Annotated in this window: 27 protein-coding genes; 18 read left to right on the top strand and 9 right to left on the bottom strand. The window is 29.4% G+C overall.

The window, feature by feature from the left end; all coding sequences use genetic code 11:
* Window positions 1–116: 116 nt before the first annotated feature.
* Together BWZ22_RS04755 and BWZ22_RS04750 are read right to left on the bottom strand one after the other, a co-directional pair.
* Window positions 117–2693 (bottom strand): TonB-dependent receptor, encoded by a 2577-nt coding sequence (locus BWZ22_RS04755; RefSeq protein ID WP_076698334.1) that lies wholly within the window; start codon window positions 2691–2693, stop codon window positions 117–119.
* Window positions 2694–2788: 95 nt separating this feature from the next.
* Window positions 2789–3610 (bottom strand): helix-turn-helix domain-containing protein, encoded by an 822-nt coding sequence (locus tag BWZ22_RS04750; protein ID WP_076698333.1) that lies wholly within the window; start codon window positions 3608–3610, stop codon window positions 2789–2791.
* Between the two features lie 179 nt (window positions 3611–3789).
* Here BWZ22_RS04750 and BWZ22_RS04745 point away from each other — a divergent pair, with 179 nt between their 5' ends.
* The 4 genes from BWZ22_RS04745 to BWZ22_RS04735 all read left to right on the top strand — a co-directional run bounded on the left by BWZ22_RS04745 (window position 3790) and on the right by BWZ22_RS04735 (window position 7985).
* Window positions 3790–4797, top strand: a complete 1008-nt coding sequence (locus BWZ22_RS04745; protein WP_076698332.1) for a LacI family DNA-binding transcriptional regulator — start codon at window positions 3790–3792, stop codon at window positions 4795–4797.
* Between the two features lie 409 nt (window positions 4798–5206).
* On the top strand, window positions 5207–5350 hold the full coding sequence (locus tag BWZ22_RS16585) for a hypothetical protein (RefSeq protein ID WP_157607910.1): 144 nt from the start codon (window positions 5207–5209) through the stop codon (window positions 5348–5350).
* A gap of 116 nt (window positions 5351–5466) precedes the next feature.
* Entirely contained in the window at window positions 5467–7299 is a 1833-nt protein-coding gene (locus BWZ22_RS04740) for a tetratricopeptide repeat protein (RefSeq protein WP_083692191.1), read from the top strand.
* 11 nt (window positions 7300–7310) lie between these two features.
* Window positions 7311–7985 (top strand): response regulator, encoded by a 675-nt coding sequence (locus BWZ22_RS04735; RefSeq protein WP_076698330.1) that lies wholly within the window; start codon window positions 7311–7313, stop codon window positions 7983–7985.
* A gap of 260 nt (window positions 7986–8245) precedes the next feature.
* Here the strand turns inward: BWZ22_RS04735 and BWZ22_RS04730 are convergent, their stop codons facing one another.
* Window positions 8246–8749, bottom strand: a complete 504-nt coding sequence (locus BWZ22_RS04730) for a DUF456 domain-containing protein (protein WP_076698329.1) — start codon at window positions 8747–8749, stop codon at window positions 8246–8248.
* A gap of 139 nt (window positions 8750–8888) precedes the next feature.
* Here BWZ22_RS04730 and BWZ22_RS04725 point away from each other — a divergent pair, with 139 nt between their 5' ends.
* The 3 genes from BWZ22_RS04725 to BWZ22_RS04715 all read left to right on the top strand — a co-directional run bounded on the left by BWZ22_RS04725 (window position 8889) and on the right by BWZ22_RS04715 (window position 11304).
* Window positions 8889–9251, top strand: a complete 363-nt coding sequence (locus tag BWZ22_RS04725) for a BlaI/MecI/CopY family transcriptional regulator (RefSeq protein ID WP_076698327.1) — start codon at window positions 8889–8891, stop codon at window positions 9249–9251.
* 2 nt (window positions 9252–9253) lie between these two features.
* Window positions 9254–10711, top strand: coding sequence for a M56 family metallopeptidase (locus BWZ22_RS04720; protein ID WP_076698326.1), 1458 nt, complete (start codon window positions 9254–9256; stop codon window positions 10709–10711).
* A gap of 116 nt (window positions 10712–10827) precedes the next feature.
* Window positions 10828–11304 carry a hypothetical protein gene (locus BWZ22_RS04715; protein ID WP_076698325.1) on the top strand — a complete coding sequence of 159 codons (477 nt, stop codon included), beginning with the start codon at window positions 10828–10830 and terminating at the stop codon, window positions 11302–11304.
* Window positions 11305–11309: 5 nt separating this feature from the next.
* On the opposite strand, the gene BWZ22_RS04710 is transcribed toward BWZ22_RS04715, so the two are convergent.
* Together BWZ22_RS04710 and BWZ22_RS04705 are read right to left on the bottom strand one after the other, a co-directional pair.
* Window positions 11310–12434, bottom strand: coding sequence for a glycosyltransferase (locus BWZ22_RS04710; protein ID WP_076698324.1), 1125 nt, complete (start codon window positions 12432–12434; stop codon window positions 11310–11312).
* Window positions 12435–12437: 3 nt separating this feature from the next.
* Window positions 12438–13406, bottom strand: a complete 969-nt coding sequence (locus tag BWZ22_RS04705; protein ID WP_076698323.1) for a lysylphosphatidylglycerol synthase domain-containing protein — start codon at window positions 13404–13406, stop codon at window positions 12438–12440.
* A gap of 28 nt (window positions 13407–13434) precedes the next feature.
* Between BWZ22_RS04705 and BWZ22_RS04700 the strand changes: the two genes are divergently transcribed.
* The 10 genes from BWZ22_RS04700 (at window position 13435) to BWZ22_RS04655 (ending at window position 20873) form a co-directional block, all read left to right on the top strand.
* The gene (locus BWZ22_RS04700) at window positions 13435–14073 is read left to right on the top strand and encodes an outer membrane beta-barrel protein (protein ID WP_076698322.1); all 639 of its coding nucleotides are present in this window, start codon (window positions 13435–13437) and stop codon (window positions 14071–14073) included.
* Window positions 14074–14080: 7 nt separating this feature from the next.
* The gene (ruvC, locus tag BWZ22_RS04695) at window positions 14081–14632 is read left to right on the top strand and encodes a crossover junction endodeoxyribonuclease RuvC (RefSeq protein ID WP_076698321.1); all 552 of its coding nucleotides are present in this window, start codon (window positions 14081–14083) and stop codon (window positions 14630–14632) included.
* Entirely contained in the window at window positions 14632–15987 is a 1356-nt protein-coding gene (locus tag BWZ22_RS04690) for a hypothetical protein (RefSeq protein WP_076698320.1), read from the top strand. Before ruvC ends, BWZ22_RS04690 begins: the two co-directional genes overlap by 1 nt.
* Window positions 15988–17121: a radical SAM family heme chaperone HemW gene (gene hemW, locus BWZ22_RS04685; RefSeq protein WP_076698318.1), complete on the top strand. Its 1134-nt coding sequence runs from the start codon at window positions 15988–15990 to the stop codon at window positions 17119–17121.
* Window positions 17122–17133: 12 nt separating this feature from the next.
* On the top strand, window positions 17134–17883 hold the full coding sequence (locus tag BWZ22_RS04680) for a cyclase family protein (protein WP_076698316.1): 750 nt from the start codon (window positions 17134–17136) through the stop codon (window positions 17881–17883).
* Entirely contained in the window at window positions 17884–18237 is a 354-nt protein-coding gene (locus BWZ22_RS04675; RefSeq protein ID WP_076698315.1) for a DUF4260 domain-containing protein, read from the top strand.
* Window position 18238: 1 nt separating this feature from the next.
* Window positions 18239–18847 carry a DUF4230 domain-containing protein gene (locus tag BWZ22_RS04670; protein WP_076698314.1) on the top strand — a complete coding sequence of 203 codons (609 nt, stop codon included), beginning with the start codon at window positions 18239–18241 and terminating at the stop codon, window positions 18845–18847.
* Complete coding sequence (locus BWZ22_RS04665) at window positions 18844–19209, top strand: MmcQ/YjbR family DNA-binding protein (protein ID WP_076698313.1); 366 nt, start codon at window positions 18844–18846, stop codon at window positions 19207–19209. The genes BWZ22_RS04670 and BWZ22_RS04665 overlap by 4 nt, the downstream gene beginning before the upstream one ends.
* Window positions 19210–19378: 169 nt before the next feature.
* Window positions 19379–20179, top strand: coding sequence for a hypothetical protein (locus BWZ22_RS04660; protein WP_076698312.1), 801 nt, complete (start codon window positions 19379–19381; stop codon window positions 20177–20179).
* A gap of 115 nt (window positions 20180–20294) precedes the next feature.
* Window positions 20295–20873 (top strand): alkylphosphonate utilization protein, encoded by a 579-nt coding sequence (locus BWZ22_RS04655; protein ID WP_076698311.1) that lies wholly within the window; start codon window positions 20295–20297, stop codon window positions 20871–20873.
* Here the strand turns inward: BWZ22_RS04655 and BWZ22_RS16725 are convergent.
* Genes BWZ22_RS16725 through BWZ22_RS04645 form a run of 3 tightly spaced genes read right to left on the bottom strand, consistent with a single transcriptional unit; the run spans window position 20870 to window position 22800 of the window.
* Window positions 20870–21013 (bottom strand): hypothetical protein, encoded by a 144-nt coding sequence (locus tag BWZ22_RS16725; RefSeq protein WP_198027649.1) that lies wholly within the window; start codon window positions 21011–21013, stop codon window positions 20870–20872. The two genes, BWZ22_RS04655 and BWZ22_RS16725, sit on opposite strands and share 4 nt — an antisense overlap.
* 34 nt (window positions 21014–21047) lie before the next feature.
* Window positions 21048–22352, bottom strand: a complete 1305-nt coding sequence (locus BWZ22_RS04650) for a S28 family serine protease (protein ID WP_076702285.1) — start codon at window positions 22350–22352, stop codon at window positions 21048–21050.
* Between the two features lie 10 nt (window positions 22353–22362).
* Complete coding sequence (locus tag BWZ22_RS04645; protein ID WP_076698310.1) at window positions 22363–22800, bottom strand: DUF4440 domain-containing protein; 438 nt, start codon at window positions 22798–22800, stop codon at window positions 22363–22365.
* A 215-nt stretch (window positions 22801–23015) separates the two neighbouring features.
* On the opposite strand from BWZ22_RS04645, the gene BWZ22_RS04640 reads away from it, so the two are divergent.
* Entirely contained in the window at window positions 23016–23294 is a 279-nt protein-coding gene (locus BWZ22_RS04640; protein WP_076698309.1) for a hypothetical protein, read from the top strand.
* 1 nt (window position 23295) lies between these two features.
* Here BWZ22_RS04640 and BWZ22_RS04635 read toward each other — a convergent pair whose 3' ends face one another.
* Window positions 23296–24396: a DUF4407 domain-containing protein gene (locus BWZ22_RS04635; protein WP_076698308.1), complete on the bottom strand. Its 1101-nt coding sequence runs from the start codon at window positions 24394–24396 to the stop codon at window positions 23296–23298.
* Between the last annotated feature and the right edge of the window lie 64 nt (window positions 24397–24460).

Raw genomic sequence — 24460 nt, 5'->3', positions numbered from 1 at the left:
TAGCAAAAGGGATTTTGTGAGAGGGGTCCCTCAAAAAGCATCCTAATATTACATTGTAATAGAGGGATGCTGTTTTGTTTTAGAACTTATGTGTACTCACTAAAATAGTTTGCTTACTATTTAAAGTGTTTGTTTCCTTGAAAATCTTTAGTTTTTTTCTTCTTGTTATTCATGTTAAGTGAATAGGTTACACCAAATTCTACTATAGGGCCAACTCTTTCATATAAAGTTTCTTGATAAAAGATTTGTTGATTAGATGCGTTAAAGGCATTGGTGTCTAAACCAGTATCATTTTGAGCAAAAATATCTAAACCTCTTACAGAAATATCCCATGCGTTAGAAGGTTGATAACTTAAAGCAATGTTAGAAACTGAAAAGGCATCATTTTGACCTTGTGATGTTACTGTGTTAGATATCCTGCTAAAATCATAATTAAATCTTAGCTTGTTAGATAGGGTAAAATTAGCATTTGCTTTTAAAGACCAATTTGTACTATTTTGGTCAACATTATAACCAAAAACTTCTCCTTTAATTTGGTAGTTGTACAAAGAACCGCCAATAAAGAATTTAGCCCAAGAGTTGGCAATTAAATTCATGTTCAATTCGGCTCCTAATGATGTAGAATTACCAGCATTGGTGTAAGATCTAATTAATACATCTTCGTTTAAAATAGTATTTAATTCGGGGTTTTCGTTTGCTGTTGTAACGGTGTTTACTCTAAAAACGGTGTTATCAGTTCCTCTGTAAAACCCTGTTAACCCAAAGGTGTTTTTTCCTAGTGTTTTTTCAAATGTAATTTCAACATTGTTTAAATATTCAGCCTCTAATTCTGGGTCTCCAACCACGTAAACTTCAAAATGACGACGGTATAAAAACGGAGCTAATTTAGTAACAGATGCTCTATTAATTCTACGGCTACCAGCTAAGGTAAGGTTATTGGTTTTGTTAAATTTGTAATTAAAATGCGCCGAAGGAAATATATCTAATTTATTTTGAGTGTAGTTTTGGTCTAAATCTGCTCCAAAAATAGGAACATAATCGGTATTGCCTATTTTTAAAGTTTGATCGCCATACTCAGCACGTATTCCTAAAATATAACTAAGTTTTCCTCTGTTAGCAGAATAATCGGCATAGGCAGCGTATACAGTTCTAGTTAAGTCAATGGTGTTATCTAAATCTTTTGTAACAAGGGTGTTATTAAAATAAAATTCACCTTCAATATTAGTATATTGAATTTGAGCGCCGGTGCCAAAAGTGCTAAATTCATCAATTTGTTTTTCATAATCTGTATTAAAACGAAGTCCTTTTAGTGGTGTGTTGTCTGATAATGAATAATTATCAACAAGATTAGCATTTGCATAATTATTGTCAATATCATTATCAACCTCGGCTCTAGTGTTATAGAAATAGTTTTTGTTATTTAACGCTCTACTTAGCTTAGAAGTTTCATATGCTGCAGCCATTTTAAAAGAAGCATCATTTTTTAATGTAACAGAATAATCTACATTAAAGGTGTTGTACTCACCGTATCTATCATCAATATTAGGATTGTACATAAATTGCTCTGTTGCTATGTCTTTGTTAGATTGGTCTGCGTTTGCAAAAAACGTGTTGTAAATGTAATATGCAGCTCTTCCTTCATTTCTATTTCCGTAGAAATATGAGAATGATAATTTTTTAGTATCAGATAAATCAAGGTCTATTCCAGCGTTTGCTGTATAGTTTTCGTACCATTCCGGACGTTGCCCATTTTTGGCATTCATATGAAAAAAATCACCTTCGGGTTGATTAACAAAAACCCTTGCTTCTCCAGAGCGTTTACCGTTTACGTTTTTCATATTGTAATTGAATCCGCCATAAAGAGTTATATTTTTCTTTCCGTATGTTATATTAAATCCGCCACCATAACGGTCATCTTTTAAGTCATGTTCGCTATATTCATCGGTTAAATTACCCCATGGAGCTCCCCCAATTAATCCATTTACAGAAACCGATAAGCCTTGGTTGATATTTTTCTTGGTAGTAATATTAATAATGCCACCTTTACCTTGTGCATCATAACGAGCTGTAGGTACTGTAATGACGTCTATTTTGCTAATATTATTAGATTGAATTTGGCCTAATAATACAGAGGGTTTAATGTTTGTAGGTTTACCGTTTAAATAAACCATAAAATCACTAGTGCCTCTAACCGAAACATCACCACTTGGGTCTACTGTAATAGAAGGTAGTTTATTTAAAACATCGGCAGCATTACCACCTTTTGCTGTGGCAAAATCACTGGCATTATAAACTTTTCGGTCTATTTTGGTTGTTGCTGTTTTGGTTTGAGATTTAATAGTTACAGCATCTAAAGATTCTAGTTGAGGTTTTAATAAAATAGAACCAATATTAGCTTCATTAGACGTTTTTGAGATTGTTACGTTGCTTATTGTTGTAGTTTCATAACCAATAAAAGATATTTGTACGCTATAAGTCCCAAATTTTATATTGCTAACGTTAAAAGTGCCATCATCAGATGAAATAGCACCCGAAACTGTATCAGAATTATTATTTAAAATAACTACCGTTGCAAAAGGAATGGGGTCTTTAGAGTTGTTATCTATAATAAGTCCTTTAATATTCCCTTTTTGGGCAAAAGTAAAAGCAGAGAATAAAATAAATAATAATAAAAATGAAATAGTATTTTTCATAAAACAGTTTAGCTTAAATAGGGTTTAATGTTATTAGCGGCTAAACTAAATTATTTAAAGTAGGTTGAATGGTCTTTTTGAAAATAAAATGGTATTTAACTTAAATGATTGGTTCTGTATGTGCTTGGGGTAAAACCTACGTGTCTTTTAAAATATTTTGTAAAATGAGAGTTGTCTTTAAAAGATAAAGAATAGGCAATTTCAGTTATAGTTTTGTCAGTGTAAAGAAGCAGTCGTTTAGCTTCGCTAAGAATAAAATCTGATAAAACTTCAGAAGCAGATTTACCACATTCATTTCTACAACTAGCATTTAAGTTTTGTGGACTTGTATTTAGTAAGTCTGCAAAGTGTTCAACACTATTAAAAAGTTTGTCTTGGGCAGAAAGCAATTCAATAAATTTTTGATAAATGCTATTGTTAATAAGAGGTTTTTGTTTTTTAAATTGAAGTAATTTACCTAACAATGCTTTAAAAAGCCCTTCAATAATTGTATTATTTTTATTTTTAGATTGGTTTTCATTTATTAATAATTTAAAAAGGCATATAATGGTTTTGTTATCTTGAGGAGTTAAATGCGTATAAGCACTTATTTTAAGTAATAAGTGTTTTATCTCTATGTCAATACAATTATCTAAAAAAGATTTTTTGATAATGATAACAAACCCATCAGGTTCTGAAGTGAGGTTCCAAAAATGAATTTGTTCTTTTCTAACAACAAAAAACATAGGCGGGGTAATATCTATTTTTAAATTATCTATTACATGGTAACCTGTGGCGTTAGTAAAATAAACAAACTCAAGATATTTATTATGTTTATGCGGAGATGTTTTTCTAACGTTTTTCCTAAAAGGTTCAATTTTTATAGTGTCATAAGATAAAGTCTTATCTTTTATTTTTAGTTCAGAAACCCCGCTCATAGTTTAATTAAAATTGAAGTGCTAATGTACAAAAAGGACAAATTATTATAAGGTTTATATAGAAAAGTGAGTTAAACAAGTAAAAATTTTAAATTAAACTAATCAAAAAAACACAATTACTTTTTACAAAGAAGTAATTTTGTAAATTGCGTATCAGATAAAACACGGTATTATAAAATATGGTTACTTTAAAACAGTTGGCAAAAGAGTTGAATGTTTCAATTTCTACAGTTTCAAAAGCATTAAACAATAGTGAAGAGATTGGTGAAGAAACGGTTAAACGTGTTAAAGAATTGGCTCAACTTTATAATTATAAGCCCAATAAAGTAGCTTTAAGTTTAAAACAAAATCAAACTAAAACTATAGGTGTAATTATACCTAATATTTTAAATCATTTTTTAGCCAAAGTACTTTTTGGTATAGAGAGGGAAGCTACAAAGCTAGGATACAATATAATAACCTGTATTTCTAACGAATCTTTAGAAAAAGAAAAAGAAGGTCTTCAAATTTTAGCTAATGGTAGTGTAGATGGGTTTATTTTATCAGTAGCCGAAGAAACTCAAGAAAAGAATGAAGTAGAACATTTTAAAAGAACTATAAACCAAGGGTTACCCATTGTTATGTTTGATAGGGTAGCACATGATGTCATGTGTGATAAAGTAATTGTAGATGATTTTGATGCTACTTATAATGCCACTAAAGGTTTAATAGAAGAAAATAGAAAACAAATTGTATTTATTAGTAATATTCAAGGTTTAAGTGTTGGCAAATTAAGAGAAAGAGGTTATACAAAAGCCATTTTAGAAAGTCAAACTATGGAGCCTCTAATATTGAAGATTAAAAAGAAAGATGATCATCAAAAAAAAATAAAATCTTTCTTTAAAAAGAATAAAAATATTGATGGAGTAATTGCAGCCGATAGCTCATCTGGAATTATAGCCATAAATACAGCCGTTAATTTAGGAAGAAAAGTGCCTAAAGATATTTCTGTAATTGGTTTTGCTAGTAAATCAGACTCTAACCATGCATTACCAAGATTAACTACAATAAGGCAACACGCTAAACTTATAGGTGCCAAAGCAGCACAAATGTTAGTTCATAGACTTCAAAATAAGCATTTAAAAGAAGAGGTTAAAACAAAAATTGTTAAAACAACACTTATAAAAAGTAAATCTACATTGAAGTAATTTGTACAATTTTTGAGCATGTTCCATAAAGTGTTTAATGCCTAAAAATATTATTAAAACAACTACATTACCGTTTATCGATGCATTTCAACGATAAAATACGCATTTCATCGATTTTTTGTGTTTTAACTAATGCTTGCAATTACTTTAGTCACGTCTTAAAGGCATAACAATTCCCTCTGCCATTTAAGAAAAATTAATCCATTTAAAGTGACTGTGAGGTCACATTCCCCTCAAACAATATATTTTGTATAAATCTGTATGCTAGTTTGCATTCGGTTTTAAAAGTTAATTATTCCATTTTCCCTCAACAGAGATTTTGAATTTTCAGAGTCTTAGTTAAAGAATTTTATTAAAAATTTAAATAGAGAAAATAGTTTAATAGTTTAACCTTAAAATCGAAATTAATATGAAATCCCTAAAAATTACTTTAATTGTAGCCGTAATTCTAGCATCTTTAACATCTTGTACAAAACAAGATTTAAGCGAAGATGATGTACTTAGAAACCCAGAACAAACAATGCCTTATACAGGTGGCGGTGTAATAGACTAAAGCCTGCATACATAATTTTTAAAAAGCTCTTTACAAAAAGTAAAGAGCTTTTTTTGTTTTACCCTAGAATTAAAAAATTATAAATACATTTGGATAAATAGTTAAATCAATATTTTTTGAAATTTAAATTAGTCCATTTATTTGTATTATTCTGGTTTAGCTTGTCATTTGCACAAAGTTCAAATGATTTAAGAAATATTGATTCTATTCAAAAATCTATTCTTAATTCTAAGACTAAAGATTCTTTGTTAATTGCCAATGCGCATTATAAAATAGGCGAAATTTATAGATATAGTTTTTCTGGAGATAGTGCTTATTACCACTACCAAAAAGCAGAAAAAATATATAGAAGTAAAAATGATAAGTTTAGAACAGCCATAACTTTGTATGGAATTGCGGCTATTCAAAACAATGAAAAAGACTTTACCGGTTGTGAGGTTACTGCCATTGAAGCTATTTCTTTATTAGAGTCATTAAAACAAACTGATAGAGTAATAAGATATAAGTCTTATTTGTATAATCTACTAGGGCTTACTTTTGGTCAGTTAGAACAGTATGATGAATCTATTGCATATTATAATAGAGCAATAGAATTAAAAAGATTGCTAAAAAATAATAAATCAACACTTCAAAATTCAAGAAACAATTTAGCATTATCATATAAAAAATCTGGTAATTACACTTTAGCTTTAGAGAAATACAAAGAAATTTTAGATGAAGATAATTTATTAAAAGAACGACCAGATTTTTATGCCTTGGTACTAGATAATTATGCCCATACTTTATACCTATCTAAAAAAAGAAAGCAGCTTCCAGAATTATATTTTAAAGCATTAAAAATAGCAGAAGATGTAAATCCAGGAGGATATAATTCTGTTATAATAAATCAGCATATAGCAGAATATTATAATGACTTAAACCAAAAAGACTCTGCTAAATTTTATGGTTATAAAGCAAAAGATTTAGCTAAAAACTATTTTAATGATGATTATTTAACCTCTCTTTTACTATTGGCAGAAATTGAAGATGGCGAAAAATCTGCCCAACATTTAAAAGATTATGTTAGAATTAATGATAGCTTACTAAAACATGAAAGAGCTATAAGAAATAAATTTGCTAGAATTAGATTTGAAACAGACAAAATTGAACAAGAAAACATACAAATAGCTAAAGAACGTATGTGGTTATTTATAATTTCTGTAGTAGTAATTATAGCATCGTTCTTATTATATTTAGTAATTACGCAAAGAAATAAAAATAAAGAGCTTCAGTTTATTCAAAAACAACAAGAAACCAACGAAGAAATTTATAACCTTATGCTATCACAAAATGAAAGTATTGAGGAAGCAAGAACCATTGAGAAAAAACGAATTTCAGAAGAACTACATGATGGCGTGTTAGGGCGTTTATTTGGTACACGTTTAAGTTTAGATAGTTTAAACTTTAATAACTCTCCAGAGGCTATAAAAACAAGAAGCCAGTATATTGAAGAATTAAAAAATATAGAGCAAGATATAAGAAAAGTGTCTCATGAATTAAATACCGATTTTATTTCAGGCTCTGGTTTTATTGATATTATAAAAACACTGGTAGAAACACAATCAATAGCATATAAACTTCAATATAATTTGTTGTACGATGATACTATTAATTGGGATGATGTATCAAATAAAAAGAAGATTCATATTTATAGAATTATTCAAGAAACGCTTCATAATATTTATAAACATGCCCGTGCTTCTAAAGTAAATATTAGTTTTAAATTAAAAAATAATGTAATTTGCTTAACAATTGAAGACAATGGACAAGGGTTTGATATTAACAAAGTAAAATCAGGCATTGGTTTAAAAAATATAAACTCTAGAATAAGTGAAATTAACGGAAATCTTAATATAAGTTCTAAAATAGATATAGGTACAACAGTTATTATTGAAGTCCCAATACCCTAACGACTAATTTTATGGCTGAAAAAATAAAAATATTAATGATAGATGACCACCCAATGATTATTGAGGGTTATCAAAACACACTCCAATTTACCAAAAAGGAAACACAAGAATTATATATTGATATTGCAAATAATTGCGATGAAGCTGTTGCTTATATGGATAAATCTTTAAAAGAGGAAAATCCGTATAATATGCTTTTTATAGATATAAGTTTACCACCATCTTTAGATGGTTCAATGAGTTCTGGTGAAGATTTAGCAGAATATGCTAGAAAAATACTTCCAGAAGCAAAAATAGTTATACTTACTATGTATAATGAATCTTTTAGAATTCATAATATCATTAAAAATATAAATCCTGAAGGTTTTTTAATTAAAAGCGATTTAACTTCTAGTGAGTTAGCAAGTGCATTTCAAGCGGTACTTAATAACCCTCCATTTTATAGTGGCACAGTAAACAGCCATATAAGAAAAACCATTGCTAGCGATATTGTAATAGATGATAAAAACCGAAAGATTTTACATTTATTATCTCAAGGTGTAAAAACTAAAAATTTAGCAGCCCATTTAGATATTTCTCTAAGTGCCGTAGAGAAACGAAAAAAGCAATTAAAAGAAATATTTTCAGTAGATGATGGTCAAGACGAAACTCTATTAAGTGAAGCCAGAAAAAAAGGTTTTGTATGATTTATATTATTTTTTGAGTTGGCTTTTCGTTGTTATTTAATTTTAACATAAAATTAAGACACCTGTAAACCTACATTATAACTGAAAACTACTTGTAAACCGTACAATAGTTACGGTTTTTCCACAGCTGAAAGAGAACTGTATTATTTATCTTTGTTCCTGTCAACACTTCAAAAAATTAATTAATCCCTCAATTTTTTTGTTGATAATAGCAATTTACAGGCCCTGTGGAGGTGAGAGACCCACAGGGCTTCTTCTTTTTAAAAAGTAAAAATAGCATTACTATTATCCCAAACAATACCAATAAAAAGACCTAGGTATATTACAGCTACAATAAATTTTATAAATGCAGATGTTAAAAAGCCTATAAACGAACCAAAAGCAGCTTTAATAGCTGTATTAGAATCTGTTTTATTCAATAACTCACCAAGAAAAGCTCCAATAAAAGGTCCTATAATAACTCCAAACGGAATGGGGGCTATTAAACCAATAACCAATCCTATTGATGTACCAATCATACCATATTTTGTACCACCAAAACGTTTGGTACCAATAGCGGGTATAATATAGTCTAACACCCAAATAAGCACTGCAACAATAAGGGTTATTATTAAAAAAGGCTTATCCATAGGCACTGTATTTGCCAAATGAAGAATAAGCAACCCAACCCAACTAGTAAGCGGACCAGGTAAAACTGGTAAAAAACTACCAATAAGCCCTAAAACCATAAATAGGGCAGCAATAATAATTAAAATAATGTCCATATAAATTAAATTCTATTAAGTAAGACGCAATTATCATATAAACGTTACATTTTAAACTAAAAAATTAGTTTAAACTAATTTTTTAGTTATATTTGTTAAAACTAAATCTTTAGTTCAAAACAAATATTTGTAAAAAACAATGAAACAACTCACCAAAGCAGAAGAAGATATCATGCAAATACTTTGGCAACTAAAAAAAGCCAATGTAAAATCTATAATAGCGCAAATGCCTGAGCCTAAACCAGCTTATAATACCGTATCTACTATTGTTAGAATTTTAGAAAACAAAGGTTTTGTAGGATATGAAAAACAAGGTAAGGGGCATGTGTACTTTCCTATTGTAGAAAAACAAGATTATAGTAACCAATCTATCAATAAATTGGTTGATAATTACTTTCAAGGGTCATTTAAAAGTATGGTGTCTTTTTTTGTAAAGAAAAATGATATGAATATTAAAGACTTAGAGTCTGTACTAAAAGAAATAAATAAAAAAGATTCCTAATCATGGTTCAATATGTTATACAAACCATTGCGTTTCAACTTTTCTTTTTAATGGTTTACGATTTTCTTTTAAAGAAAGAAACCTTTTTTAATTGGAATAGAGCCTATTTATTAGGAACAGCGTTGTTATCATTATTAATTCCTTTAATAAAAATTGAACGTTTTAAATATGTAGTTTCTCAAGAGTATATTATCTCTTTACCAGAGATTTTTTTAGGAAACACAAAACAACAAGAGCCAGATGTTATTGTATTAGATCCAGTAATTATTTTACCAAAAACATTTTGGTCTTGGGAGTTGATGTTCTTTTTAGGAGCCTTAATTGCCATGATGCTTTTAAGTTTTAAGTTTTTAAAAGTGTATAAGTTACTTTTAAAAAATCCGAAGAAAAAAGTAGGAAACCTACATATAATTAATTTACTAAAAAGTAATGTTGCCTTTTCATTTTTTAAATATATTTTTTTGGGTGAGTTAATTAATGAAAACGAAAAGAAAGCCATTTTAAAACATGAAATGGTACATGTTAAACAGTATCACTCATTAGATTTATTATTTTTTGAAGTATTAAGAATTCTCTTTTGGTTTAACCCTTTAGTTTATATGTATCAAAATAGAATAGGTGAGCTTCATGAATTTTTAGCCGATGCCCAGGCAGTTAAAACAGAAAATAAAAATACCTATTATCAAAACTTATTATCACAGGTTTTTGATACTAAAAAAATATCTTTCATCAATCCATTTTTCAAACAATCATTAATCAAAAAACGAATCGTTATGTTACAAAAATCAAAATCAAAACAAATCAATTTATTAAAGTATGCTTTATTAATACCGCTTGTTTTTGGAATGTTAATTTATACGTCTTGTGCCCAAGAACAAGTTAAGAATTCAACCGAGCAATTATCAATTTCAGAACAGATTGAAACGTTAAAAGCTTCTCTAGATGCAAAGGAAGGACAGCTAACAGATGAAGAAAAAAGCAGTTTGTTGGAATTATTGAAAAATGTGAATTTTTCCAAATCTGAATCAAATCCTTGGAAAATATCTGTTGTACAGAATGAAGTTAATGAAGATATTGATGTTCCTTTTGCAGTTATAGAGCAAGTACCTGTTTTTCCGGGTTGCGAAGGTTTATCAAATAACAATGACCGTAAGGCATGCATGTCTAAAGAGATAAGCATGTTTGTAAATGAAAATTTCAATACTAAAATAGCTAAAGAGCATAATTTAACAGGCAAACAACGTATTAACGTTATTTTTAAAATAAACAAAGCAGGTAATGTTGTAGCTCTACAAGCAAGAGCACCACACCCTGCTTTAGAAGTAGAGGCAATAAGAGTGATTAGCTCACTTCCCAAAATGATTCCTGGAAAGCAAAAAGGAAAACTAGTAAATGTACCTTATAGTTTACCTATTATTTTTCAAGTGGCAGATGAGAAGTCTGATACAAATAAAGGATAATTAAAGCCAATTGATTGAGTGAAGATGTGTAAACCGAAGCTAAAAACTTCGGTTTTTGCGTTTTATGTGAATATAAAAAGTAAAAAAATTGTACTTTTCGGTCATAGTTTTAATCCATGAAGTACTTTCTCGTTATTTTAATATTTGTTTTGCTCTCTTCCTGCAAGTATTTTGACGTAAAAAAAACATCTTCAGAAGCTATTTTAAATGAAGAGTTAAAAACTTTTAATTGGGACGAGGTTGATGCATATCCCACATTTTCAAAGTGCGATTCTTTAGAGCAAAAGCATGAAAAAATGTATTGTTTTCAGTATTTCTTAAAAAAACAAATTTTCAATGCCTTAGAAACAGAAGTTATTGTTGTAACTCAAAATATTAGTGATACCATTCAACTAAAATTTCAGGTTTCAGAAACAGGAGATTTAACCTTATTAGAGACCGATATAGATAGTCTTACCATTGCAGAAATACCTAACTTAGAAGCGTTAATTGTTGAAAGTTTAGATGGTTTACCAACCATTTACCCTGCTTTAAAACGGGGGCAGCAAGTAAAAACAGAATTTGAGCTTCCTATTATTATTAATGTGGAATAGTAATATTACCTTTTAAAAGTTCTTCCTTTCCATTTGTAGGTTTTAAATACCGATAAAAAAGCAACATATACACTAAAAAACGGATACAATATTAAAGCCAAAGGGTAGCTTTGTAAGGCTTCTTTTTGATTAAAAAATGTTGCCGATTTGTAAATTAAAAAGAAATCTATGTTAAACTTGATAAAGAATAAATAAAGAAAAATTTTAACGTTGAAAACACCTAAAATTGATAATAATCCTAAAGATATTATTAAGGCATTGGTTAATAAAACAATGAGTCCAGTAAGTTTACTAAACCAATTAGTATAAGCATTTGCTTTTGATGCCCAACGCAAACGTTGCTCAATTAATAACAACCAAGATTGTTGAGGTTTAGTGCTTACAATGGCATGCTCATTTTTTAAATAATGAACCTTTTTAGGATAGGCTTTCACCATTTTTTCTAACAAAAAAATATCATCACCACTAGCAATGTTACTATTGCCTTTAAATCCGTTAAGCTCATTAAAAGCAGATTTTTGATACCCAAAATTGGCACCATTACATAAAAAAGGTTTTTTAATACCAAAACTACCAATAGTAGTACCCTGTAAACTTAACAAGTCTAAAAGCTGAAATCTGTTTAAAAAGCCATTAGTTTTATTATAAGTAACTGGAGCAACAATGCATTTTGAATGATGTTCTTGTATAAATTCATCATAACAATCTAGCCAGTATTTAGGTAAAATACAATCGGCATCGGTGGTTATAATCCAGTCGTTTTTGGCATCTTTTACAGCAGTAGTTATGGCGTCTTTTTTAGGTGCATTAGACGTTCTTTCATTCATAATAATCTCTATGTTGTTTTGAGATTTTGCAATGAATTTGTTAATAATTTCTACCGAGTTATCATCAGACTCGTCATCAACAAAAATAACTTCAAATAAATGCTTTGGGTATTCTAGCTTTATGATAGACTTTAATAAACTTGGAAGATTTTTGGCCTCATTTCTAAAAGGAATTATAACTGTAAAAGTAGTTTTTGCAGGCGTGTCTTTTAGTTTAAAAGGTTTTACTTTATCAAAACCAAAAGCAAAACTTCCTATTAAAAACAGATAAACTAAAATAATTATTATACTTATTACCACCATTTTTTAATCTTTTTGTTTGGGCAAATTAAAATTGAGAACAAAATAGCTACCAAATATACTGGGTAACACAAAATTGAGTAGCCACATAATGGTGGTTATACTCAAAATAGTGAGTTCGTTAATTTGAATAAGAGCAAATAAATAGATTGCTATACTGCCTTTTATAACCACATCAAAAATAAAAATAGAGGGTATAACAGATGATAAAAAATACATAGATGTAATAAATACCATGGCGTTTAAGTAGCTTATATCTACCTTAAAAATATGTAATAAAACATAAAACTGAAATGAAAAAGTTAGGTAGCGTATTATAGATAAAACTAATGTTAATAAAAGTGTTTTTTTAGGAAAGGTTAAAATATAATCTTTAATTTTTTCTATTGAAAACCCTTTTACAGTAAACGTATTGTTTTTTATTACAAACGCTATGATGATTAATACCAATAAAAACAATAGCACAATTTTACCTAGTTTATAATAGTCTATATTAATATTATATTTTGTTATAAAAAATGATAGTCCAATTATTCCAAAAATGGTGGTTGCCATCATTTGAGTTATGTTACCTAATAAATTTAGCAGCACAATTTTTTTTCTGTTAGCACCTGTAAAGTAAATAGCTTTTGCCCCATATTCACCTATGCGGTTTGGTGTAAAAAGAGATGCTGTTAAAGCTCCTAAACTTTGTTCTAAAGCTTTTAGAAACGAAATTCTTTTTAACGTGTCAACAAGTTTTTGCCACTTTATAATTTCTAAAAACCAATTAAAAAAGCTTAAAAAGAGTAAAAAAAGTGTGTTTTTTAATGAAAAAACATCATTTTCAGTTAAAAAATCAATAAAAACTGAAAAATCTAATGCCCTATTATTAACTAGTTTATTATAAATAAAATAAAATGCCCCAGCTACAATACTTAATTTAATGAGTACAAAAAAGAATTGCTTAGTTTTGTAGTAAAGCGCATTATTCATACCTGCAAATTAAACCATTATTTAGCTTATGAACTTTAATTTTAAAATTTATAAAACAGTTTTTTGTTTGTTATGTTCTTTGGGGTTGAGTTTAAATACTTTTGCCCAATACGGTAAAAGTGCAATAAAAGCTCAGGCAGGATTAGGAGTTAGTAGTCCTTCGCAAAGTGGATTTGTTGAAGACTTTGAAGGGAACAACATTAATTTTCCAGCCGTAAATTTAGGAGTTCAATATATGTTTCAACCTAAGTTAGGAGCAAAATTAGATTATAATTTTAGTAGAATATCAAATGCTGATGATTCGCCAGAATTCAAACTAAATTATTCTAGAGTAAATTTACAGGCGGTTTACAATGCCTCTAGTGTTTTTAGCTTTTTTCCACCAAGGATAGGTGTTTTTGTTCATGCTGGCCCGGGATATTCTTTTGTGAAACCTTTGGGTAATTATACACAAAACAACACATCTTATTTTAATGTTATGGGTGGGGTAGAATTTCATTATGGTATTTCTGATAAATTATCAATTTTTACAGATGTATCTTATGTTAACGGATTTTCTAAAGATTTTAACCCAGTTACTAATGGCTATGGCTCTTTCAATGGTAACATTTTAACAATAACTTTTGGAGCTTCAATTTCGCTTAGCGGATGTTACTATTGTGATTAATAAATACATGAAAGAAAGAATAATATTAGGAATAGACCCTGGGACAACTATTATGGGTTTTGGACTTATAAAAGTGGTTGGTAAGCAAATGCAGTTTGTTCAGCTCAATGAGTTGGATTTAAAAAAGTATAGCGATCATTATTTAAAACTCAAACTTATTTTTGAACGCACCATTGAACTTATTGAAACGCATAACCCCGATGAAATAGCTATTGAAGCACCTTTTTACGGGAAAAATGTACAAAGTATGCTAAAACTAGGGCGCGCTCAAGGGGTTGCTATGGCTGCAGGGTTGAGTAGAGAAATACCTATAACAGAATACCTTCCTAAAAAAATAAAAATGGCTATAACTGGTAACGGAAATGCTAGTAAAGAACAAGTAGCTAAAATGCTTCAAAGTTTACTAGGGTTAAAAACATTGCCTAAAAATTTAGACGCCACCGATGGTTTAGCAGCAGCGGTTTGCCATTTTTATAACTCCGGAAAAGTAGCTGTTGGTAAAAGCTATTCTGGGTGGGATGCATTTGTGAAGCAAAATAGTGAGAGGGTTAAAAAGTGATGGATGTATATAAAATATTTAAATGGATATATTCCTTTGAGGAAGAAACTGAAGTTGATATAGAAGAGACATTTTCAAATTCAAAAGGTACCGTTTGGTTAAGTAAAAATAATAAAGGATTAAGTTTTAAACTTGATCACCCACATTCTAAGTTATTTTACAAAGAAAAATCCAATTTTATTATTTCCTATGGGACGTTTAAAATAAAAATAGATTACTTTTTAGTAAAATCTGTTAAGAATAATATCTTCAGTAAAATAGGTTTAGCTTATATTTTTAAATCTGTAAATTTTGATAGAGATACACCAAAGTTTTATCGATACTACTCTAGAATAGATAGTTTTTTTATGATTTCATTTTTAAAAGGTGGTCAAAGAGAGCTCTCCATTAATTTGGATGAATTTAATTTTAAAATTTACGTATGTTCTTTTAGTCCAGAAATACAAGGGAATTTCCTTTGTGTTGAATGCGATTCTAAAATTGAGTTTGAAGTTTTTAAGAACTATGTCAATAATATAATTGTATCAATAGCTTTCTTTAGGGGTGAATTCTATAAATTAGAGGAGTTTTATTTTCAATCGAATTTTGAGGGTTTTTCAAAGAAAACAGAAGTCTTTTATAGGAATTCGGATAAAAGATATGTTTTTCCATATCCGTTTACCAAGTCTCCTAATGATTGGGAATGTAAATTTAGAGAGGACTTTGTTCTATCCGAAGATATTGAAGAAAAATGGGCTTCATTTATTAATGAAAGCAAATTTAAATCATTTGTTACGCTATTAATATCAAGACCAAAAATTTACTTTTCTATTAGAGTTGTTTTTGATTTCAATTCTTACCCATCAATTTCAAGAATTTCTTTGATGTTTGTTGTTTTTGAGACATTATGTGAGGAATTAAACGAAAAGACTTCAAGAGTTGAAAAACAAATTAAACAAAAAAAGGCGGCTGAAGTTTTAGATAAAATAAAAGATAAAATCGGAATTAATGATTTTAAAGTTCTTAATGATATTATTGAAAATATAGATGTTAAGTTGGTTAATAATGCTGTTCATTTTGAACAAACTTTAAAAAGTTTAGGTATTAAATATAATAATGAGGAAAGAAATATTTTAGCTAAGAGAAACGATTTTTTTCATGGTAGAATAATTCCAAATTCATGTCCAATTAAGAATGAAGAAACATTTGATACTTTAGAGAAAAAATATAATTATTATTCTCTTAGATTATATGTTTTGGTTTCAAAAATTTTATTAAAGAAAATTAATTTTGAAGGCTATTTGATTAATTACCCCAAACTATTTGAAATTGATTATGGAGTTAAATTAAATGAACCTTACTTCACCGAATTATAAATGTCTGGCATCTACATTCATATTCCGTTTTGCAAACAAGCTTGTTATTATTGCGATTTTCACTTTTCTACATCTTTAAAAAAGAAAGAAGAACTCATTCAGTCATTAATTAAAGAAATAGAATTACGAAAAAATGAGTTGCCAAATAACACTATAGAAACCATTTACTTTGGCGGAGGTACACCTTCTTTATTAACAAACAATGAGTTACAGTTAATTATTAATTCGGTATATAATAATTTCAACATAGCAAAAAATCCAGAAATTACTTTAGAAGCAAACCCTGATGATCTTTCTAACGAAAGAATAAAAGCATTAAAAAACACACCAATAAATAGGCTTAGTATAGGTATTCAATCTTTTTTTGATGACGATTTAAAAATGATGAATAGAGCCCATAATGCAGAAGAATCTAAAAACTGCTTGTCTGTGGCAACTCAATACTTCAATAATATTACCATCGATTTAATTTACGGTATCCCCAACATGTCTTTAAAAAAATGGCAGCAAAATTTAGAGTTGGCTTTTAAATTTGGCGTAAATCATATTTCAAGTTATGCGCTTACCGTAGAACCTAAAACAGCGTTAGATAGTTTTATAAAAAAAGGAACCTATCCGCCACTTGATGAAACTTTGGCATTAGAACATTTTAATCATTTAATTGAGAGCACAAAAAATGAAGGGTTTATTCAGTATGAAATTTCAAATTTTGGAAAACCCAATTATTTCTCTAAACACAATACAAGTTATTGGCAAGGTAAAACGTATTTAGGTATTGGACCTTCAGCACATTCTTTTCTAAGTGACCAACGCAGTTGGAATGTGTCTAATAACTCAAAGTACATTAAGGCCATTCAAAAAGAAGAATTACCAAATACCGTTGAAAAACTTTCAAAAACAGATAAGTTTAATGAGTATATAATGACGGGGTTAAGAACCATTTGGGGCGTGTCTTTTAATAAGGTAGAAAAAGAATTTGGTGCTGTGTTTCTTCAACATTTAAAAAAAACATCTAGAAAATTTTTAGACGAAGGTTTACTAATTATAGAAAGTAAGGAACAAGAAATATTAGTAACCACACAAAAAGGTAAGTTTTTAGTTGATGGTATAGCTTCTGAATTGTTTATGATTTGATTATATTTGAGTATGATAGCAACAATACAATACAACTCAAGAAAAATACAAATAGATGTATCAAAACCTATAGATATTTCTATAGCTATTGATATGTCAAAGACCAATGTAAATGCTTGGTATGTTGATGATCCTAAGATTTTCCCTGAACGTATTGATGACGAAATTGTCAAAGTTTCAGAAGGCGCGGTAGTTAATTTTAATAACATTCATTTTAATCCACACTCACATATAACACATACTGAGTGTGTAGGGCATATAACCAAAGAAGTATATTCTGTAAACAAAAATTTAAAACATTATTTTTTTGTAGCCGAAGTGGTTACCGTTGCACCAGAAAACAAAGGAGACGATTTTTTTATATCTGCAAAACAATTAAAAACAGCATTAAGAAATAAAAAAAGAGACGCTATTGTTATTAGAACACTCCCTAATTTATTAGAAAAAAAGAGCAGAAGATACTCAAATACTAATCCGCCTTTTTTATTAGCTGAAGCTGCCGAATATTTAAAAGAAAAAGGTATTAAACATTTGCTAATAGATTTGCCATCTGTTGATAAAGAAAGAGACGAAGGCAAGCTATTAGCTCATAATGCATTTTGGAATACTAATGGAAAACTAAGGATGGATGCTACCATAACAGAATTTATTTATGTGCCAAATACTATTGAAGATGGCGAGTATTTACTAAACCTTATGATTGCTCCTTTTGAAAATGACGCTACTCCAAGTAAACCTGTTTTATATCAAATTCTAGATTAAATGGAAAAATTATTAAAAATTGAAGAGTTACTTATGTTTGTTTTAGGAATCTATCTCTTCAGTAATTTAGATTTTAATTGGTGGTGGTTTTTGGCATTAATACTTACCCCAGATATAGGAATGTTAGGGTATTTAGTGAACTCAAAAATAGGAGCTATAGTATATAATCTATTCCATCATAAAGGACTTGCAATTATAGTGTATTTACTAGGTGCATACAGTAATAATCAAACATTACAGCTTGTTGGAATTGTTTTGTTTTCACACGCTTCATTAGATAGAATATTTGGCTACGGATTAAAATATTCTAATGCATTTAATAATACGCATTTAGGACAAATAGGAAAAAAATAGCATGGAAACTTTTTTAGCTATCATTATAGGGGTATTGGTTACTTTAGGTATTGTAACTATATTAAAAACAATTAAAAAAAAGCAGTTAGTAAACGCACAATCAGTAATACTTTTAGATAAAATTAAAAAGGTATGTAAGTTTATAACTGTTGAAGGCGATTTTGCAGAAATATACCACTACCAAGATGTAAAACAGAAATTTTTAAAACTTATTTCTAGTAAAAAGAAAGCTTTGGTTGTAATTAACGCCAAGGCGCATGTTGGTTACGATTTGTCTAAAATTCAACTAACAAGTAATACTGCAAATAAAACTATTATTTTAGAACATTTCCCAGAGCCCGAAGTATTATCAATAGAAACTAATTTGAATTATTATGATAAGTCAGACGGACTCTTCAATAAATTTGAAGCTACAGATTTAACAGGCTTGCACCAAGAAGCCAAACAACATATTCAAGCTAAAATACCAGAAAGCGGACTTATTCAAATTGCCCAAGCAGAAGTAAAAGAAACCATTCAGCTTATAGAAACATTAGTAGAAACTATTGGTTGGACTTTAGATTACTCAAACTTAAAATTTGAAAGTAAAAACAATAAGCTTTTACAATGAACATAGAACAAATAAGAGCCTATTGTTTAAGTAAAAAAGGCACATCAGAGGGTTTTCCTTTTGATGATAATGTGCTTGTGTTTAAAGTGTTAGGGAAAATATTTGCGCTAACAGGTTTAGATAGTTGGGAAAAACAAGAGGCAGCTATTAATTTAAAAGCAGACCCAGATTACTCAGAAGAGCTTCGTGCAGAGTACAGTAGCATTCGCCCAGGGTACCATATGAGCAAAAAACACTGGAACACGGTATACATTCATGAAGGTGAATTATCCTTCCAATTTCTTAAACAACTCATAGATCATTCGTATGATATGGTTGTAAAAGGCTTACCAAAAAAACTTAGAGATACCTTGGTGAGTTAGTAAATTCTTGAAAATTAAATAATTATATTTTTTTATTGTATATTTAAAAATCCCCTAATGGTTAATTAATAGCGTAAAAAGGTTAACCAAGCTTTATTTGTTGCTACATAATCTTTTTTAAAAGAGTTTAATTCAAACTAATATACTAACCTTTTTAATTACAAAGATTATGAAAACAACCAATCAAATTTTCTCAACTTTAATGGTAATGTGTTTACTATTTAGTACTTCTACTTTTTTTGCTCAAGATGATACTCAAAAACGACCAGAGTTTATTACCGTAACCAAAATGTACTGGAGTAAAGATTATGACGCTACACCAGATGAATGGCGAGCTACCGAAAAAGAGTATATGAATAAAGTTACCAGTAAAAATGAGCACATTGTTAGCGCTGGTTATTACACTCACCTTTTTACAGAGAATAGTAATGAGATTCTCTACGTACAATCTTATCCTTCATGGGAATCTATAGAAAAGGCGGCATCTAGAAATGCAGAACTTATAAAAGAAGCATGGCCAAACGAAGATACCAGAAATACTTTTTTAGTTAAAATGAATTCAGCCTACGCTTATTTTCATTCAGATGAAATTTATGCAACCATGCAAGGAGCTATACCAATGGAAAACCAGATGGAAAAAGATATGGTATTATATGTAAGAATTAATAAAGGTTCATTTCCAGAAGATGGAACTTTTGAAGAGTTTGAATCTTTTAGAAAAAAATTAAGAGAAGAAGTACTTTCAAAAAACGAATTTATTAAGGCCTATTACCCATCATTACATGCTTGGGGAGCAGATAAAAGAGACTTTGTAGAAGCTGTTTATCTAGAGTCTTTAGCAGATTTGCATAAAATGTTTGATAAAAATCAAGAATTAATGAAAGAATCTTTTACAGAAGAAGAGGCTAAAGCCTTTGGTAAATACTTTGAGGGTCATGGAGACTATTTATATACAGCAATAAAACTGTAAGTTGTTATAATTGTTGATAAGAAAGGTGCCAATTAGGTGCCTTTTTTATGGTTAATCTAATGATGTTTTTACAACTATTTGTGTAATATTGCAAAAAATATAAAAACAAAATAAAATGAGTGTATTGCAAACTTTAAAAGAAAGAAGCAACAATTCTTGCGAATTATGTGGAGCTAATAACGAATTAAACCAATACACCATTCCGCCGTCATTAAATGAAAATGTAGATAATGATATATTAGTTTGTTCAACTTGTAAAAGTCAAATTGATGGAGATGTTGAAATGGATCCAAACCATTGGAGATGTTTAAATGATAGTATGTGGAGTGAGCATGTAGCTGTACAAATTATGGCGTGGAGGATGTTACAAAGACTTCGTAATGAAGGTTGGCCAAAAGATTTGTTAGATATGATGTATTTAGATGACGAGGCTTTAGCTTTAGCAAGAGCAACAGGAGAAGACAAAGACCCAAGCGAAAAAATAATCCATAGAGATTCTAATGGCGTTGAATTAAAAGCAGGAGATTCTGTAGTGCTAATAAAAGACCTAAAAGTTAAAGGCTCTAGTATGGTTGCAAAACAAGGAACCGCTGTTAGAAATATTAGGTTAGACCCAGAAAATGCTAAATACATTGAAGGTAAAGTAGGGGCACAACAAATAGTAATTATAACAGATTTTGTAAAGAAAACTTAATCTTCTTTATTACCTTTTTTAAACCAATTAAAACCAAAAGGTATTAGTAAAAAAAGGAAAAAGTATCTACCTGTTATTATTCCAAAAGCGGTGATTATTAGTGAAATAATTAAAAGAATAGTAAGGTGTTCTTTTTTCATTTTATAAATATACCAGAGCAGTTTTATTTATAAATTATTTTAGCCAACTATCAATAATGCTATAAATTTCATTTTGTTTTTCTTTTTCAAAACTATTTATACGCGTTCTATGATTGCCTTTTGGTTTAACAAATTTATACAATTCTCTTTTTGAAGCATTGTGGGGTAAGTTAACAGCTGTAGCGCTCCAAGCATCATATTCGCCATAAATGAAAATCATTTTTTCGGCAGTAGTATCTAGAAATGTTTTTATTTCTTGCATGGGCTTTGGGTTGAAAGGTTTTGTAATACCCTCAGGGAATGCCCAATCAAATTTTAATATCTCATCAGAGTTAAAATATTTTTTAAAAGGTTTTGTTTCATACCCGTAAATACCCTGCTCTGTTAAGGCAGCCCAAAAATAAGGCTGTAAATCTTTAACAGAAGAAGCCTCAAAGAAACTGTAACCAACAACATCAATTAAATGTTTGTAGATAGTTTTGGCAGAGGTGTTTTCAGTAGGAATGCTGTTAACATCAAAACCCCATTGCCAAAAAGCAAAAGAGTATTCTAAAATGGTGTAATTAAGCGCATTTTCAATTCCAAACTCCCAAGTTAGCTGTTTTTCTTCGGCCGCTTTTTTCATCAGTTTTAAAAGTGCTGCTCTGTTTTCAAAACATAAATTTTGAAAAGCTTTTACTTTTTCTCGTTCTTCTTTAGTGCCTACATTTTTTAAAAACTCAAAGATTCTTGGGTCTTCTCTTTTAAAGTTTAAAGGACCTACATAACAAACACTGGCATCTACATTTTTAGGAAAATATTTTCTATGTGCCATGGTAGTTTGACACCCTTTAGAGATGCCTGTTGAAATGAATTTAGAATTTGGGCAAATAGCGCTTCTAATGGCATTTATAATTCTTGCTTGATCTTTAGCCGCATTTTCAATGGTTAAGGTGTTCCAGTCTATTTTTTCGGGTCTAGAATTGTTAAAATATCTATGCTCTATGGTTAGCTGGTTGGCTTTATAATGATTAGCTAATTCACTAGCTTTATCAGAATAGATGCCATAACCACGTAATTGAACTATTACTGGTTTTGAAGCATCTGTTAGCCCTAAAAATACGCGTTGATTATAGGAGCCTTTAGAGGCATCATTATGGTCTATAGGTTGTTTAAACCAGATTTCATAATTTTCATCAAAATGACTTGTAGCTTTACGTTTCTCAATTTTAACTACTTCTTTAATAGAAGCTAATTTTTCAAAATTAGATTTCTCTGTAGTTTCAGTTATAGGTGCTACAGATTTACAACTAACAGCACTTAATATAAATAAAGGAATAAGTATTTTAAATAGTTTCATAGTATTGTAATTAGTTAGAAGTGTCTGCAATAATTTTCCATTTTCCATTTATCTTTTTAAATACAAGCATAAAAATACCATCGGCATTACCAACATCTCGTTTAATATGATATTCTCCTAAAACATAGTAAGCGCCTTCGGTAATTTTAGTTATGGCATTTATTCTGTAGTTTAATTTTCCGGTATGGTCTTTTGTGGGGTAAGCTTTTAAATATCTGTTTAGAATAGCTTCCCAACCTTGTGTAATGCCGTTGCTACTGTAAAATTGCAGTGAGTCACTTTTCCAGTAACCCTCCATAAATTTTTCAATATTATTTTTAGACCACGCTAGTCTTTGAGCTTTTAAAACCGCCTGAATCTCTTTTTTGTCTTTTTCTTCAGAGCTTTGAGCATTTATTTTAAGCAAAGGCGAAGCAAATAGAACTAAAATAATTACAAGTTTTTTCATAATTGAGTGAATTTGAAAGCAGTAAAAATAACGAAAACATATTTTAAAATGGTTACTCATCGATTAATTTGACACCTAAATTTATTTTAACTAAAGTTCAGCTGTATTCATCGATAAATTAAGGTTTTTACTTACATTTATATGTACTTTTATTCCATAATCAAAATATGATTATTCTCCCTCAAATTTATTATTAACATAAAAAAAACTTGATTATGGAATTAAAAATTACAAACTGCAACAATTTTTTTAAGATTAAAGGTATCTTAAATCGTGCCAACTTAGAATTATTTACAAACGAATTTAGTGGAGTTTTTGAAAAATTAGATAGTGTAACAATTAGTATTGAAGGTGTTGAAAGTATGGATAGACATGGTGTAGATGCTATAGCTAAATTACACCAAGAAGCCGTAAATAGAAATAAAAGTTTGTCTATTATTGGCTACGGATGTAAAGATTTATACAATCATTTTAAAACAGAGGCTGCAGCCTAAACTACAAAGTATTTTTTTGGTTTTTGAAGAAAGCATCTGCTTGTAACTGCATAAGCTCTCTAGCTTTTTTGCGCTTATATGTGTAGAGTTCTTCTTCTTGCTCAATATCTGTGTAAATACGGTCGTTAATAGCGTTTTCTGTTTTTAGTTGAAGTTCTCTTTGATTTTTGTTTTGAAGTAGTACTGCTTTAACAGCGGTTTCTAAATCTTCAAGCTTATAGTCATAAGTGCCTCTAGGTGATAAGAGTTTTGCTATAATTGGTGATGTTTCTATGGCTAAAAACAATAAGAAAATAAAGAATGAAGGAAGCCATGGGAGTTCATTTAAAGCATTAATACGAGCCATTAAACCATCAAAATTATTGATGATTGGTTGTGAATTAATAACTTGGGTTTCGTAGTCTCTTTTTAGTTTGGCTATTTCAGATGTTGCACTGGCTATTTTAGCTTTGTTTTCAATTTTAAGCTGTTGTAATTCGGCTAACAGTGCATCGTGTTTCTCTCTCTTTTCTTTGTAAACAGGCCCTTTGCCAACTAGTTTTGTGCCTTCACGCCCTTCGGCTTCAGCAATGTATGTGCTATATAATTTATTTACTTCGGCCTCTTTGGTATCAATTTGTTGCTGTAAAGTAGCAATGTTATTGTTTAAAGTTTCAATAGAAGGTGTGTACTGTTCTGCAATTTGAGATTTGTTATTTAATGTTAATTGGTTTTTTTGTTCTAATAAAACCTGATTAATTTCTTTTTCAAATATTTTTAATTCTAATGGTTTAGCAATAACTATTGCAATAATTACTGCTAAAATTATTCTGGGAGAAGCTTGAATAAGTTCGTTTGTAATATTACCTGTTTTTTTTATGGTAGAAACTATATATCTATCTAAATTAAAAATGAGTAATCCCCATACTATACCAAAAAATATGCTAGTTAAAGCATTGTTGAAAACAGTGTAAAGGGCATAACTAGCAGCTATTGTTGCCATAAGAGCAGTAAAAAAAACCGTGGCACCTATACCAGCATATTTATTCTGTTCGCCTTTTGAGCATTGTTCTAAAATATCAGTATCGGCTCCAGAGCAAATGATGAAGAATTGCTTTAACATAATATGATTGTTTTTTGATTGATTGACTATTAGAACGTTAAAACTGATGAAATGTTACAAAAAA

The sequence above is a fragment of the Seonamhaeicola sp. S2-3 genome (assembly GCF_001971785.1).
Taxonomy (GTDB): Bacteria; Bacteroidota; Bacteroidia; order Flavobacteriales; family Flavobacteriaceae; genus Seonamhaeicola.
This window is presented reverse-complemented; position numbering and strand designations above follow the sequence as displayed.